The organism is Streptomyces sp. NPDC021356 (assembly GCF_040641015.1).
Classification (GTDB): domain Bacteria; phylum Actinomycetota; class Actinomycetes; order Streptomycetales; family Streptomycetaceae; genus Streptomyces.
In genome coordinates, this window is record NZ_JBFACU010000023.1 from 72,701 (window position 1) to 87,175 (window position 14,475).

12 protein-coding genes are annotated in these 14,475 nt (G+C 73.3%); 5 read left to right on the plus strand and 7 right to left on the minus strand.

The features are described from left to right. Positions 1–177 precede the first annotated feature (177 nt). Positions 178–1,362: a Gfo/Idh/MocA family oxidoreductase gene (locus AB0G56_RS27825; RefSeq protein WP_360974057.1), complete on the plus strand. Its 1,185-nt coding sequence runs from the start codon at positions 178–180 to the stop codon at positions 1,360–1,362. Here the strand turns inward: AB0G56_RS27825 and AB0G56_RS27830 are convergent. Next, on the minus strand, positions 1,331–1,858 hold the full coding sequence (locus AB0G56_RS27830; RefSeq protein WP_360974060.1) for a GNAT family N-acetyltransferase: 528 nt from the start codon (positions 1,856–1,858) through the stop codon (positions 1,331–1,333). The genes AB0G56_RS27825 and AB0G56_RS27830 overlap by 32 nt on opposite strands. A gap of 188 nt (positions 1,859–2,046) precedes the next feature. On the opposite strand from AB0G56_RS27830, the gene AB0G56_RS27835 reads away from it, so the two are divergent. Further along, positions 2,047–2,853: a thioesterase family protein gene (locus AB0G56_RS27835; RefSeq protein WP_360974063.1), complete on the plus strand. Its 807-nt coding sequence runs from the start codon at positions 2,047–2,049 to the stop codon at positions 2,851–2,853. A gap of 14 nt (positions 2,854–2,867) precedes the next feature. On the opposite strand, the gene AB0G56_RS27840 is transcribed toward AB0G56_RS27835, so the two are convergent. The 4 genes from AB0G56_RS27840 to AB0G56_RS27855 all read right to left on the minus strand — a co-directional run bounded on the left by AB0G56_RS27840 (position 2,868) and on the right by AB0G56_RS27855 (position 8,071). After that, positions 2,868–4,319, minus strand: coding sequence for a divalent metal cation transporter (locus AB0G56_RS27840; RefSeq protein ID WP_360974066.1), 1,452 nt, complete (start codon positions 4,317–4,319; stop codon positions 2,868–2,870). Beyond that, positions 4,316–5,683, minus strand: a complete 1,368-nt coding sequence (locus tag AB0G56_RS27845) for a CBS domain-containing protein (RefSeq protein WP_360974069.1) — start codon at positions 5,681–5,683, stop codon at positions 4,316–4,318. Before AB0G56_RS27845 ends, AB0G56_RS27840 begins: the two co-directional genes overlap by 4 nt. Before the next feature lie 472 nt (positions 5,684–6,155). Beyond that, positions 6,156–7,010 carry a TIGR03943 family protein gene (locus AB0G56_RS27850; RefSeq protein WP_360974072.1) on the minus strand — a complete coding sequence of 285 codons (855 nt, stop codon included), beginning with the start codon at positions 7,008–7,010 and terminating at the stop codon, positions 6,156–6,158. Next, positions 7,007–8,071 (minus strand): permease, encoded by a 1,065-nt coding sequence (locus AB0G56_RS27855; RefSeq protein ID WP_360974075.1) that lies wholly within the window; start codon positions 8,069–8,071, stop codon positions 7,007–7,009. Before AB0G56_RS27855 ends, AB0G56_RS27850 begins: the two co-directional genes overlap by 4 nt. A 180-nt stretch (positions 8,072–8,251) precedes the next feature. Here AB0G56_RS27855 and AB0G56_RS27860 point away from each other — a divergent pair, with 180 nt between their 5' ends. Further along, complete coding sequence (locus tag AB0G56_RS27860; protein ID WP_360974078.1) at positions 8,252–9,226, plus strand: DUF1731 domain-containing protein; 975 nt, start codon at positions 8,252–8,254, stop codon at positions 9,224–9,226. Here AB0G56_RS27860 and AB0G56_RS27865 read toward each other — a convergent pair. After that, the gene (locus AB0G56_RS27865; RefSeq protein ID WP_360974081.1) at positions 9,223–9,888 is read right to left on the minus strand and encodes a class I SAM-dependent methyltransferase; all 666 of its coding nucleotides are present in this window, start codon (positions 9,886–9,888) and stop codon (positions 9,223–9,225) included. The genes AB0G56_RS27860 and AB0G56_RS27865 overlap by 4 nt on opposite strands. A gap of 133 nt (positions 9,889–10,021) precedes the next feature. Between AB0G56_RS27865 and AB0G56_RS27870 the strand changes: the two genes are divergently transcribed. Continuing rightward, on the plus strand, positions 10,022–10,516 hold the full coding sequence (locus AB0G56_RS27870; RefSeq protein WP_360974084.1) for a lamin tail domain-containing protein: 495 nt from the start codon (positions 10,022–10,024) through the stop codon (positions 10,514–10,516). Between the two features lie 76 nt (positions 10,517–10,592). Here AB0G56_RS27870 and AB0G56_RS27875 read toward each other — a convergent pair whose 3' ends face one another. After that, complete coding sequence (locus tag AB0G56_RS27875; RefSeq protein WP_360974087.1) at positions 10,593–11,537, minus strand: MIP/aquaporin family protein; 945 nt, start codon at positions 11,535–11,537, stop codon at positions 10,593–10,595. 411 nt (positions 11,538–11,948) lie between these two features. Here AB0G56_RS27875 and AB0G56_RS27880 point away from each other — a divergent pair, with 411 nt between their 5' ends. Further along, positions 11,949–14,468, plus strand: a complete 2,520-nt coding sequence (locus AB0G56_RS27880; RefSeq protein WP_360974090.1) for a Pls/PosA family non-ribosomal peptide synthetase — start codon at positions 11,949–11,951, stop codon at positions 14,466–14,468. Positions 14,469–14,475 lie beyond the last annotated feature (7 nt).

A 14,475-nucleotide genomic window follows, 5' to 3' on the forward strand; every position in this document is an offset into this window, starting at 1 on the left:
CGCCCTGCCCCGGCCCGGCCCACGCCCTGCCCAGGCCCGGGCACCGCCGCGCGGCGCGTGCCGCGGCCTGCGGGGGACGCGCGGCACCGCTTGACACCTGCCGAAACCAGCCCGCATCGTGAGGCCGAGGCCGGGCGCGGAGCGGTCCGCACCACTGCGGAGAGCCGAGGAGGTCGGGTGCGCACGCTGGGCGTCGCCGTCGTGGGGTTCGGCTGGATGGGCCGCGTGCACACCCAGGCGTACACGAGGGTGCTCCACCACTTCCCGGATCCGCCGGTCAGATCCCGTCTCGTCGTGGTCGCCGACGACGTGCCAGGCCGGGCCGAGGAGGCGGCCGAGCGGTACGGATTCGAGACGGCGACCCGCGACTGGCGGGAGGTGGCCGCCGATCCCCGGGTAGGGGCCGTCAGCGTCACCGCGCCCAACTTCCTGCACCGCGAGATCGGGGTGGCCATGGCCGAGGCGGGCAAGCACCTGTGGATCGAGAAGCCGGTCGGCCTCGGCGCCGATGACGCGCGCGCCGTCGCAGCCGCCGCCGCGGCGGCCGGCGTGTGGGGCACCGTCGGCTTCAACTACCGCAACGCGCCGGCCGTGGCCGCCGCCCGCGAGCTGATCGCCGCCGGGGAGATCGGCCGGGTCACGCACGTGCGCGTCAGGCTGTTCAGCGACTACGCGGCGCACCCGGAGTCGGCGCTGACCTGGCGTTACGAGCGCGCACGCGGGGGCAGCGGGGTGCTCGGCGACCTCGCCTCCCACGGCGTCGACCTGGCCCGCCACCTGCTCGGCGAGATCGACTCGCTGGCCGCCGACACCGCCGTTTTCCTGCGTGAACGGGCCCGTCCGGCAGGGGCGACCGCCGGGCACGCGCGGGCGGTCGGCGGTGAACCCGGCGCCGTGGAGAACGACGACTACGTCAGCTGCCTGCTGCGCTTCGCCTCGGGGGCCCGGGGCGTCCTGGAGGCGTGCCGGGTCTCGGTCGGCGAGCAGAACAGCTACGGCTTCGAGATCCACGGCACCACGGGCGCCCTCTTCTGGGACTTCCGCCGCATGGGCGAACTGGGCGTCTGCCGCGGTACGGGCTACCAGGACCAGCCCGTCAGCACCGTCCACGTCGGCCCGGGCCACGGCGCGTACGGCGCCTTCCAGCCCGGCGCGGCCAACGCCATGGGCTACGACGACCTCAAGGTCATCGAGGCCCACCACTTCCTGCGCTCCCTGACGGAGGGCACCGCGCACGGCGCCTGCCTCGCGGACGCGGTGGCCGCCGCGACGGCCCTGGACGCGATGGCCCGCTCCGCGGAGGAGCGCCGCTGGGTGGCCCTGCCCGGCGTCAGTCCACCGGCAGATCGACACGCGGGTTGATCACCCAGTGGTTGCTCCGCAACACCCGGCCCGCGAACGGCACATCGCGTTCCCCGAGCAGCCGGAAACCGAGCGAGCGGCAGATCCCGTTGGAGGGCGCGTTGTCCGTCGCCGGGAACGCGTGGACCACCCCCCACCGCCCCACGTCCCGCGCCTGCGCAAGCACCATCCCGGCGGCGCGCCTGCCCAGGCCCTGCCCCTGGAAGCCGGGCAGGACCATCCAGCCGATCTCGGAGATCGGACCGGTGCCGGGGTCGGTGCCGGTGTCGTGGGACCAGATCGTGACGGACCCGGCGACGGACCCGGGGCGGCGGGGGTCGGGGACGATCATCTTGATCCAGGCGGTGCCGGCCGCCGCCCGCGCCGCGTCCCGGCGCACCTTGTCCGCCATGCCGTCCACGGGCAGCGGTCCGCCGAGTCCGGCCATCATCACCGGGTCGCACCGCATGCGGACGTAGGCGTCGACGTCGTCGGGGGTCACGTCACGCAGTAGCACGGGCACCTCCTGGTCCATTGTCATGCGCAAGGGCGGGACAGGCGGTACGTGCGGGCGCCGGCCCCCCTGCCCGCGTCCGGACGCTGCCGCTCATGTCATCCTGCCCGAGGTCCTGCGGGAATCCGGCGCCTGGTGCGGAACTCGTCCGCGGCGTACGGGCCCGCGTACGCAGCGAGGAAAGGCGCCCGTTGAACACCGGCACTCCGGCTCCCGACAGTTACTACGTCCGCACGGACACCCACCGTTTCAAGCCCACCGCCCGTGCGAGCGGGGCGTGGGACGAGACCGAGCTGCACTTCAGCCCGCTCGGCGGGCTCGTCGTGCACGCGATCGACCGGCATCTGGCCACGCGCCCGCCGGGCGGACTGCTGCTGTCGCGGATCAGCTACGACATCCTGGGCCGGCTGGCCCTGGACGAGTGCGAGATCCAGGTGGAGACGGTCCGTCCGGGGCGCACCATCGAGTTGCTGGAAGCGGTCGTGAGCGTCGCCGGGCGCCCGGTGGTGCGGGCCCGGGCCTGGCTGCTGTCCGCGCAGGACACGGCCGCCGTCGCCGGAGGCGGGGCCGACCCGCTCGCCCCGCCGGAGCGGCTCGCCCCCTGGCGGATGGCCGACCAGTGGCCCGGCGGCTACGTGGCCTCCCTCGACGTCCGCCCGGTCGGCACGCCGCGGCCCGGCCGCGCCACCGCCTGGGTCTCCACCCCGCTGGACCTGGTGGCCGGTGAGCCGTGCAGCCCCCTCGCCTCCTACGTCGCCCTGGTCGACACCGCAAACGGCATCGCCGTACGCGAGTCGCCCAAGGCGTGGATCTTCCCCAACGTCGACCTGACCGTCCACCTGCACCGCCACCCGGAGGGCCGCTGGACCGGCCTGGACACCACCGTCGTCTTCGGTCGGAGCGGTCAGGGGATCACCAGCACCGTGCTGCACGACGTGCACGGCCCCGTCGGCCACGCGCAGCAGGTCCTCACCGTGCGGCCCATATCGGGCGAATAGGCCCTGCCGGGCGGTCAGGCCAGGCCGAACCAGCTCAGGACGGTCTGCACCAGCAGGACGGTGGACATGCCGGCGACGCCCACGACCACGACGGTCGCCGCCACGCGGTGACGCGGACCGTTGACGGCGTCGCCGAGCAGGGAGCGCCGGTTGGTCAGCACCAGGAGGTAGACCAGGATCACGGGGCTGATCAGGCCCTGGAGGACCTGGGTGCCGATGAGCAGCTGGATGACGTCGACGGGGGTGAGGGCGACCGCCGCGCCCAGCAGGATCTGTGCGGTGAACAGGCCCAGAAAGAGCGGGGCGTCGCGGAAGCTGCGCGAGACGGAGCGTTCCACGCCTACGGCCTCACCGACGGCGTAGGAGGCGGAGAGCGGGACCACCGCTCCGGCCAGTGCGGAAGCGCCGAGCAGGCCGAGCGCGAAGAGGAGTTCGGCCTGCTTGCCCGCGACCGGTTCGAGGGCCCGCGCGGCCTGCGCGGCCGACCGCAGCGGCCCGCTGCCGCCGATCGCGGACGCCGTGGCGACGATGATCGTCAGGCTGACGACACAGGCGAACACGGCGCCCAGGACCGCGTCGGCACGGATCAGCCGGTAGTCGGCGGGCCGCGCCCCGCGGTCCACGACGCCCGCCGCCGCGTAGAACTGCATGTACGGGCTGACGGTGGTGCCGATGAGGGCGACGGCGAGCAGGACGAAGTCCTTGTTCGGCTCGATGTGCGGCACGACCAGGTGGTGGCCGACCGCTCCCCAGTCCGGGTGGCCGAGGATCATGGCGACCGGGTAGGCGAAGAACGCGAGCGACATGATCAGGAAGATCCGCTCGGCCCAGTGGTAGGAGCCGAACAGCACCAGCGCCCAGAGCAGCACGGCGGCCGGTGGGATCACCGCCCACTTGGGCACACCCAGGAGTTCGAAGGCGGCGCCGATCCCGGCGAACTCGCTGACGACCAGACCGGTGTTGGCGAGCAGCAGGCAGAACACGGCGAGCGCGGTCAGGCGCAGGCTGAACTGCTCGCGGATCAGGGCGCCCAGGCCCTTGCCGGTGTGGGCTCCCAGGCGCACGGCCATCTCCTGGACCATCACCAGGGCGCAGGTGACCAGCACCATGAAGAACAGCGTGCCGTAGGTGTACTGGGCGCCGGCCGAGGCGTAGGTGGCGATGCCGGCGGCGTCGTTGCCGGCGTTCGCGGCCACCAGTCCGGGGCCGGCGACGGCGGCGACCACGGCGATCCGGCGCAGGCCGGTGCGCCGCGGGGCGGCCGGTACCGCGCGCTCCGGGCCGGTCGGCACCGCGCCGTGCCCGGCCGCCGTACCGTCCCCGGTCGCGGGGCCTCCTCCGGTCGCCGTGTGCCCGGCGGGCCCCGCGGACGCCGTCTTCGGTGGGGCGGCCGTGGGGCCCGTGTCGTCCGTCGGGCCGGTTCCGTCCGTCGGGTCCGTGCTCGCCGTGCCGGGATCGCGGGTCACTGCAGGAACCTCCGGAAGTGCAGGCGCCCGCGCTCGGGCAGCAGGGCGTCGAGCAGGTCGTCGGCGAGCACCCGGCCCAGCGGCCGGTCCTCGTCGTCGACCACGAGGAGCGAGGAGGCGCGGGCGGCGACCAGCCGGTCCGCCGCCTCGTCCAGAGGGGTGTCCGGGCCCACGGTGCAGGGCGGCCCGAACTGGGTCCGCCAGGCCAGCAGGTCCGCGACGAGCGTGGTCTCCTCGGCGACCGCGAGGTCGAACAGAGGAAGGTCGCCGGCGAGCAGGCCGGTGTCCTCGACGACGGCCACGGCGTCGATCTCGGTACGGTGCTCGGCCAGCGTGGCCAGTTCCGCGCGGACGTGGGCGATGGTCTGCCCGGGCCGCGCGGTCAGCGGCAGCGTCGTCATCGCGCCGCCCGCGGTGCCCTCCTGATGGGTCAGCAGGCGGCGCAACTCGGCCGCCTCGCCTGCGGGCATGCGGGCGAGCAGGTTCTCGCGTTCGTCGGCGGTCAGGTCGCGCAGCGCGTCGGTGGCCTCGTCGGGTTCCATCTCGTCGACCAGGCGTGCCGCGTGCTCGGGCTGCGCCTCGCGCAGCAGGTTCTCCAGCTCGGCCGGTTCCATCTCCTCCAGCGCGTCGGCCGCCTGCCCCGGCTCCAGCCAGCCCAGCAACTGCTGCCGTTCGGCCCGGCCGAGGTCCTCCAGGATGTCGGCCAGGTCGGCGGGCCGCATCCGGTGCAGGGCCGCGCGGGAGTCGCGCAGCCGTACCTCGGGCGGCCCGTCGACGGCCTGTTCGGCGAAGGGCGCCACGGCCTGCCAGTCCAGCACCCGTTCGGGGGTGGGCCGCGCCTGCCACCGGCGCGGCCCGATGCGCCGCAGCAGTGTCGGCAGCGAGACGTCCACGCCGACCAGCACCACCCGGCCCACCAGGGGCGCGAGGTAGAGGTCGGCGGCCCGGGTGACCTGCACGCCGTCGACGTCGACGAGTTGGTGATCGAGTACGTCCCGGGCGAGCAGCACCTCGCCGGGGCGGCGGGCGAAGTCGCGCAGGTCCACGCGGGCCGTGCGCAGGCGTACGTGGTCGGCGTGCACCGTGTCGAGGGCGTCCGCGGGCAGGAAGGCGCGCCGCCGTCCGATGCGCAGGATCAGTCCGGTCACCGGCGGGTACGGTTCCGGTCCGGACAGCCGGGCGACGACGTCGGCGACGCGGCCGACCTCCTGGCCCGCCTGGTGGACGACCGGCCCGCCGATCAGCCCGGCCAGCGACACCAGGGAGGAGCGGACGGACCTCGTGGCGGTGGCCCGGCGCTCCAGGTGCACGCGGCGGCCGCGCAGGCGGGCGGTGGTCGACATCAGCAACGTGGTCGCGGACACAGCTGGACACACCCTCTCCCCGGCAGGTCCGGGTGGCGGGCGGCGCACGGCAGCCCCGGTCCCGCCGGGCCGGCCGCGCGGCACGTGCCGGGGCACGGCCTCGCGCCCTCCCCACACCCGAGGGGGAGGTCGAGGCCGGTCAGCGAAGCGGGAGGAGGAGCTGTTCGGGGCCGCGGAAGGACGGCGGGAACAACACGGGACGGGGCCGACTGTGGCCCGGACTACTGTCCATCGCGCCTCCTTCCGGTTCCCGGGCGCGTATCGGCGCGACCGCACGGCAAGGGGCGCCGGGAGCAGGGCCCGGCACACCCCGATTCGTCAGAGCTGCGACACACCGAGGTGTCTGTTCACGCCGCTTCCAGCGTACGCCCACTTCTTGACGGAACCCCCCGTTATGACCAGCCCTTGACCGGATGTCGGCGCGGGGTCCGTGGCCGTTCGTCCGAGGCCGTCCGCGGCCGCCCGTGGGCGGTCAGCGGGGTGGTACGAGCGGGAGGTCGTCCCGGTACGCGTTGGCGGGCCGGCTGATCCGCCGGACCGCACGGGCGTCCAGGGCCACCGGGGCGGAGGCGGTGCCCAGGGTGCCGCCGGGGTGCCAGGTGCCCGTGACGGAGACCCAGGTGTCGGGGGGCAGGGGCCGCGCTCCGTGGATGCGTACCTTCACGGACTGGGCGTCCGCCGCGCAGCAGGAGAGGATGATCCGGGTGAGGTCCCAGGTGTCGCGCCCCTTGCCGGGGGTGACGAACCCGGTCAGCACGACGGTGCGCCCGCGGACGGCCTGTTCGCGGTCCTGCTGCACTCGGCGGGTGAAGTCGCTGAGGGTGAGCGGGAGCGGGGAGGTGACGGGCAGCGGGTCGAAGCGGCTCTGCCGGTCGACGGCCTTGGGGGCCTCACGCGCGGCGGTGTACGCGCCGAGGGCCGGCGGGGCGTAGCAGAGCAGGCTCAGCGCGGGAAGGAGCAGCAGCCAGGCGACGCGGGGTACCGCGGCGTGGCTGTGGCCGTGGCCGGTGTGCGCGCCTGCGTCGGCCTGGTCGCCGTGGCCGGCCTGTTCGGTGTGATCGGTGGGCCCCTCGTCGCCGTGTTCGGCGTCGCCGCGGTCCGCGTCGCGGTGGTCTGCGTCGCCGTGATCTGCGTCGCGGTGGTCTGCGTCCGGTTTCCCCGGCCACGCCTCGGCCGCTCCCAGCAGGAGGAGGAGCACCCCGGAGGCGATCAGCAGCGGGCGCATCCCCTCCTTCACGTAGCGCAGGTAGAGGTCGGTGAAGAGCGCGGCGCGCAGCAGGCCGAGGCCGCTGAGGACGAGCAGGGCCACCTGCAGCGGACGTTTCACAGCAGGAACCCCCCGACGAGCGAGCTGAACAGGACGGCGACGACGGCGGTGGCCGCGGAGAAGCGCACCGCGAACGCCCTGCCGAAGGTGCCCGCCTGAAGGGCGATCAGCTTGAGGTCGACCATCGGCCCGACCACCATGAACGCCAGCCGTGCCAGGGGCGGGAAACCGGTGAGCGAGGCGGCGACGAACGCGTCGGCCTCCGAGCAGACGGCGAGCAGCACCGCGAGCCCCGCCAGGAACAGCACCGACAGCCAGGGCGAGCCGGAGAACGCGTCGAGCACGGTGCGCGGCACCGCGACGTTGAAGGTGGCCGCGGCCATGGCGCCGAGGACGAGGAACCCGCCGGCGTGCAGGAAGTCGTGCTGGAAGCCGCGCCGGAACTCTCGCAGGCGGCTGTGCCCCGGCCGGTGGCCGGTGTGCCGCACCGTCGGCCGCAGCCACTCCCCGCGCCCCAGCAGGAGCCAGAGCCAGCCCATCCCGGCGGCGGTGGCGAGGGAGGCGAGCAGCCGGGCCGCCACCATGGCCGGGTCGGCGGGGAAGGCGATCGCGGTGGCGGTCAGCACGACCGGGTTGACGGCCGGGGCCGAGAGCAGGAACGCGAACGCGGCGGCGGGCGCCACTCCCCGGTTGACGAGGCTGCCCGCGACGGGCACCGAGGCGCATTCGCAGCCCGGCAGGACGACCCCGGCGACCGTGGCCACCGGGACGGCCAGGGCAGGGCGCCGGGGCAGCACGCGGCTGAACACCCGGTCCGGGACGAAGGCGTTGATCGCGCCGGACAGGGCCGTGCCGAGCAGCAGGAAGGGCAGTGCCTGCAGGGTGACGGCGAGGCAGACGGTCCGCCACGCCTGGAGGGCCTGGCCGTCCGACCACCGCCCCAGGACGAAGACCAGCGTGCCGGGGACGACGGCCGCGCCCAGCAGCAAGAGCGGCCAGGAGCGGGGCCAGTCACGCGCCGGGGCCTCCTCGGCGGCCGGTGGCCCCGGGGGTGCCTGCGCGTCCTCCGCTGTCGCCGCTGCATCTGCCGCTGCCTCTGTCTCAGCCTCTGCCGTGTGCATCCCGCCCCCCGACTCCCGGTGTCGGCACGAACATAGCGGGCGTCGGCGGGGCTTCCGCTCGGGGGACGGCGCGGGCCTGGCCGGGCGCGCGGGAAGGCCGGCCGAGCGACCGCCCGTACCACTTTTGAACGCGTTCAAGGCCAGCGTAGGATCGGTCCCTCCGACGAAGGGGGAGCTTCGATGAAGGTCGTACTGCCGGGCGGAACCGGTCAGGTGGGGACCCTGCTGGAGCGGGCGCTGACCGCGGCCGGGCACGACGTCGTCGTACTGACCCGGCACCCGCGGCGTGCGGGGCAGGTCGGGTGGGACGGGAGGACCCTGGGGCCGTGGGCGGAGGTGATCGACGGCTGCGACGTGGTGGTGAACCTGGCCGGACGCAGCGTCAACTGCCGTTACACGCAGGAGAACCTGCGGGCCATGACGGACTCGCGGGTGGACTCCGCCCGGGTCGTGGGCGAGGCCGTCGCCGCCGCCGGACGGCCGCCGCGCCTGTGGCTGCAGATGAGCACGGCCACCGTCTACGCCCACCGTTTCGACGCGCCCCACGACGAGGCGACCGGGGTGATCGGCGGTTCGGAACCCGGCGTCCCCGGCTACTGGGCCCGCAGTGTCGCCATCGCCCGCGCCTGGGAACGGGAACAGGAGCGGGCCGCGACCCCGCACACCCGCAAGGTCGCGCTCCGGTCGGCCATGGTGATGAGCCCCGACCGGGGTGGCGTCTTCGACGTGCTGCTGCGGCTGGCCCGGCTCGGTCTGGGCGGGCCGGTCGCGGGCGGCGCGCAGTACGTCTCCTGGGTCCACGACCACGACTTCGTGCGCGCCGTGCTGTTCCTGGCCGGACGGGAGGACATCGAGGGGCCGGTGAACATCGCCGCACCCGCTCCCGTACCGCAGCGCACCCTGATGCGGGTGCTGCGCACCGCGTGGGGCGTGCCGGTGGGTCTGCCGGCGACGAGGTGGATGGCCGAGGCCGGCGCCTTCGTCCTGCGGTCGGACACCGAACTGCTCCTGAAGAGCCGCCGCGTGGTCCCCGGCCGTCTGCTCGACGCCGGTTTCGCCTTCGACCACCCGCAGTGGCCGGAGGCGGCCGTCGATCTCGTACGCCGGATGCGCGCCGCGCGCGCGGGCCGCGGGCCGCGCCCGGCCGGTACCTAGGCGGCGCGGCGTCGGGAGGGTCTGCGGGCCAGCAGGCAGGCGTACCGGCGGGTCAGTGGCGGTTCGGGCTCCTGCACCAGCCGGGCCGTGACCTCCAGGCCTGCCTGCTCCAGCAGTTCGGCCACCCGTTCCTCGGGCAGCAGGTGCCACTCGTAGGACACGGGGTGGCCGCCGTAGCCCTCGGTGGGCCTGCGGTGTTCGTCGCCGACGTGGCAGCCCCACAGCAACCGGCCGCCGGGCGCGAGCACGCGGTGGAACTCGGTGAAGACCGAGGGCAGCAGGGCGGGCGGCGTGTGGTGGGTGGAGTACCAGGCCAGGACGCCACCCAGGGTGCCCCCGCCCAGCCCGAGGGCGGTCATCGAACCCTGGACGAACCGCAGGTGCGGGTGGGCGCGCCGGGCCAGTGACACCATCGCGAAGGAGAGGTCGACACCGAAGGCGTCGACGCCCGCCTCGGCGAGGTGGGCCGTCACCTTGCCCGGCCCGCAGCCCACGTCCGCGACCGGACCCCGCCCGGCGAGCCGCACCGACTCGGCGAACGCCGCGAGCATCGCGCGCGAGAGGGGGTCCATCCGGGCCGGTTCCGGCACCCGTTCGGCATAGGCGGCGGCGACGGTGTCGTAGGAGGTCCGGACGGCTGCGAGGTGGGAGGGCTCGGTCACGCCGGTCACGCTAGCGGAACGCGGGCGCGGCAGGACCACCCGCCTTCACGCTTCCTGCGCTCGTTCACCACTCATCCCTCACATGTTGTGTATGCTCCTGGCGCTCCATCCGCATCGCCGAGGGGGGAACCTCATGCGCATACGTTCCGTGCTGGCCGCCGCCGCCACGGCGGGGGCCGTCGCCGCCGTCGCCGCGGCCCCGGCCCAGGCCGCCGAGTACTCCTCCGCCCTGAAGATCAAGGGCGTCCAGTACGACGCCCCCGGGCGGGACTCCAACAGCTGCACCAAGGGCAACACCAAGGACGAGTACCTGACCGTCAAGAACTACTCGCGCACCGCGCGGGTCAACCTCAAGGGCTACGTCGTCAAGGACGCCGCCGGCCACCGCTTCCGGTTCTCGGCCGACCACTACCTGGAGCCCGGCGACTACGTGAAACTGCGCGGCGGCAAGGGCAAGGAGTCCGACGCGAAGAACGTCGCCTACCGCCAGAACTGCGACTTCCTCTGGAACAACGACAAGGACACCATCTACCTGTACAAGCCCTCCGGCGCCCGCGCCGACGTGCACGGGTACACCAAGGCGCGCAACGACCGCGACGGCAACGGGTACATCACCTTCCACGGCTGAACGGCCCGGCGCCCGCGGCCGGTCCCCGGACCGAGGCGGGCGCCGCTCCGTGTCACCGCCTGTGCCACTCCCCGGCTCACTCCTCGTCCGACGTGGTGCCGCGGGTGCGTCCCACCTCGGGCAGTTCGGCCTCCTGCGCGCGGATGTGCAGCACGTCGCCGACGAACAGGTCGTAGACCAGGACCCCTACCACGCCGCCGACGAGCGGCCCGACGACGGGGATCCACCAGTAGGCGCTGAACGACCCTGGTTCGCTGCCCGGCAGCGCCAGGTCGCCCCAGCCCGCGAAGAAGGTCAACAGCCGCGGGCCGAAGTCACGGGCGGGGTTGATGGCGTACCCGGCGTTCGCGCCGTAGGAAATGCCGATGGCCGCCACGGCGAAGCCGATCACGAGCGGACCGAGGTTCGCCTTCACCGCGGTGTTGCGCAGGTCGACGACGGCCACGATCAGCATGACCAGCAGGGCCGTGCCGACGATCTGGTCCACCAGCGGCCCCCAGTAGCCCCCGTGGAAGTACGGCGCCGGGAACGTGGCGAAGATGGAGAAGGACGCGACGGTGTGCCCGTGCGTCTTCGGTCCCTTCATCGCATGGTCGAACGTGTTGATCGCGTCGTGGTAGACCCCGTACACCAGGGCCGCGCCGACGAAGGCGCCGACCACCTGTGCGACCCAGTACGGCACCACTTTCGCCCAGGGGAACTTGCGCCGCACCGCGAACGCGAGCGTCACCGCCGGGTTGAGGTGCGCGCCGCTGACACCGCCGGCCACGTACACGCCGAAGGCCACGGCGAACGCCCAGCCCCAGGAGATCAGCAGCCAGTCGCCGGCGCCCAGGAAGAAGGTCGTGGGTCCCTCGGTCCGGCCCGAACCCGGCAGCGCCGCGACCGTCATGGCGACCGAGCCGCAGCCGAAGGCGATGAGGACGAGGGTCCCCAGGAACTCGGCCAGGCATTCGCCCCACAGCCCCCCACGGCGCCTCAGGCGCGAGGGTGCGATCAAAGGCGGAATCTCTACGGCCATAGCGGCCCCCTCGACGAACGGTCCGGCCCGTGGGCCGGTACGGTCCTGCTCCGGGCGGCCCCGCGTCACTGCCCAGTCGCGGCCCCGCGTCTCAGCTCAGTCTGCGCGCCGAGGCCGCCGTGGGCCACTCGGCCGGTTCCCGGCCCCGCGAAAACCACTCCGAAGGGTCGCGTACCTGTTCGCGAGTGAACTCCATACGGGTGATACCTTCCCGCTTTCCGCCCCGCCAGGGGCCGCCAAAACAGCACTATGGCAGGGGCTTGCCGGTGAATCCGCACGCCCGACCCGAGTGGCAACCCCGCGCACACGGCACAAGACTGATCCATGGTTTCGTGATCAGGCGAAAACGCACGGTCTCGGGGACCGGCCACCCCTGGCCGACGGTTTTCGACCTTTCCTCAGGGAGCTCGCATGGTGGAGAAGTCTGCCGACATCCTGATGCCCGGACCGGACGGACCCGCCGTCGCCCGGCGTGTGAACGCCGACCCGGCGGCGGTGGACACCGAGCGTGAACTCGCCGGCATCCTGGCGGACCTCGTGCACGCCGACCAGGTACCGGCCGACAGCCACTTCTTCACCGACCTCGGCGCCAACTCCCTGGTCATGGCCCAGTTCTGCGCCCGGGTGCGGAAACACCCGGACCTGCCGTCGGTGTCCATGAAGGACATCTACCGGCACCCCACCCTGCGCGAACTGGCGACCGCGCTCGCGGCCACCGCTCCCCCGCCCGCCGCCGCACCGGCCCCCGTGGCCGCCGCCCCGGCGCCGGCTCCGGTCCGCACCGCACCGCCGGACCCCGGGAACCACGTGGTGTGCGGAGCGCTGCAGGCACTGGTCTTCCTCGGCTATTCCTTCGTCATCGGAGTGGCCACCGCCCAGGCCTACGACTGGGTCGCCGCGGGTTCGGGCCTCGTCCACATCTACGCCCGCTCGTTCCTGTGCGGCGCGATCGGGTTCGTCGCCCTGTGCGCCTTTCCCGTACTGGTGAAATGGGTTCTCGTAGGCCGCTGGAAACCGCGGGAGTTTCCCGTGTGGAGCATGGCGTACCTGCGTTTCTGGATCGTCAAGTCGCTGCTCCACGCCAATCCCATGGTGCTGTTCGTCGGCAACCCGCTGTACGTGATGTACCTGCGGGCGCTGGGCGCGCGGATCGGGAAGGACGTCACGATCCTCTCCCGGTCCGTGCCGGTCTGCACCGACCTGCTCACCGTCAAAGCCGGCACCGTCATCCGCAAGGACGCCACGTTCCTGGGCTACCGGGCGTACGCGGGCACCATCCAGACCGGGCGGATCACCCTGGGCCGGGACGCCTTCGTCGGCGAGAAGACGGTGCTCGACATCGACACCGCCCTCGGCGACGGCGCCCAGCTCGGCCATGCCTCGGCCCTGTACCGGGGCCAGGAGATCCCGGCCGGGGAGCGCCGCCACGGGTCCCCGGCCCAGCCGACCCGCGTCGATCACCTGCGGGTCCCGCCGGCCAGGTGCGGCACGCTGCGCCGGGCCGGCTTCGCGCTCACCACCCTGCTCCAGCTCTTCCTCCTCTACCTGCCGCTGGCCGTGGGCGGTGTGTACATGCTGTTCGCCGAAGTCCCGGTGCTCAGCGAACGCATGGCCGCCGAGACCCGGGGCACCTCGGCCGGGGAGTTCCTCGCCGACACCCTGCTCGTGTCCACGGTGCTGTTCTTCGGGGCCGTACTGTTCGGCCTCCTCGCCCTGTGCACCGTGCCGCGGGTGCTGCGCCTGCTGGTCAGGCCAGACCGGGTCTACCCGCTCTACGGCTTCCACTACGCCGCGCACCGGATGATCGCGGGCCTGACCAACGTCAGGTTCTTCACCTGGCTGTTCGGGGACAGCTCGTACATCGTCCCCTACCTGCGCGGCATCGGGTACGACCTGTCGCGGGTGGAGCAGACCGGTTCGAACTTCGGCACCGAGGTGCAGCACGATTCGCCGTTCCTGGTCTCCGTCGGCAGCGGCACGATGGTGGCCGACGGCCTGTCGGTCCTGAACGCCGACTACTCCTCCACGTCGTTCCGGATGAGCCGGGCCTCGATCGGCGCCCGCAACTTCCTCGGCAACAACATCGCCTACCCGGCCGGGGCGCGCACCGGGGACAACTGCCTGCTGGCGACGAAGGTGATGGTCCCCCTCGACGGCGAGATCCGCGAGGGCGTCGGACTGCTCGGCTCACCGTGCTTCGAGATCCCCCGGTCCGTCGAGCGGGACTCCCGCTTCGACCACCTGCGCACCGGCGACGCGCTGCACCGCAGCCTCGCCGCGAAGAACCGTTACAACCGGCGCTCCATGGCCCTGCACCTCCTGATGCGCTGGCTGCACACGGCGCTGCTCACCGCCTTCGGCCTCGCCTCGGCCGGCCTGTACGGCACGCTCGGGCACATCGTGATCGGCGCCTACCTGGCCCTCACCCTGGTCTTCACCACCGCGTTCTACGTCCTGCTGGAGCGCTGCCTGACCGGTTTCCGCGCGCTGCGCCCGAAGCTGTGCTCCATCTACGACCCGTACTTCTGGTGGCACGAGCGGGTGTGGAAGGTGCCGGACCACTACCTGGCCATCTTCAACGGCACACCGTTCAAGAGCCTGGTCTGGCGGCTGACCGGGGTGCGCATCGGCCGCCGCGTCTTCGACGACGGCTGCTTCATCACGGAGCGGACGCTGGCCGCCATCGGGGACGGCTGCACCCTCAACGCGGGCAGCAAGATCCAGTGTCACTCGCAGGAGGACGGCACCTTCAAGTCCGACCGCACCACGCTCGGCGCGGGCGTGACGCTGGGCGTCGGCGCGCACGTGCACTACGGCGTGACGCTGGGCGACTCGGCCGTACTCGCACCCGACTCCTTCCTGATGAAGGGCGAGGAAGTCCCACCCGACGCGGAATGGGGAGGAAATCCCGCCGCCCCGACGGCGAACTGAGGAAGGG

Excerpts from the sequence above, each read along its gene's own strand:
- AB0G56_RS27855 (WP_360974075.1), bottom strand. The coding sequence starts at position 8,071 with ATGCACACGGCAGAGGCTGAGACAGAGGCAGCGGCAGATGCAGCGGCG.
- AB0G56_RS27860 (WP_360974078.1), top strand. The coding sequence starts at position 8,252 with ATGAAGGTCGTACTGCCGGGCGGAACCGGTCAGGTGGGGACCCTGCTG.
- AB0G56_RS27870 (WP_360974084.1), top strand. The coding sequence starts at position 10,022 with ATGCGCATACGTTCCGTGCTGGCCGCCGCCGCCACGGCGGGGGCCGTC.
- AB0G56_RS27875 (WP_360974087.1), bottom strand. The coding sequence starts at position 11,537 with ATGGCCGTAGAGATTCCGCCTTTGATCGCACCCTCGCGCCTGAGGCGC.
- AB0G56_RS27880 (WP_360974090.1), top strand. The coding sequence starts at position 11,949 with ATGGTGGAGAAGTCTGCCGACATCCTGATGCCCGGACCGGACGGACCC.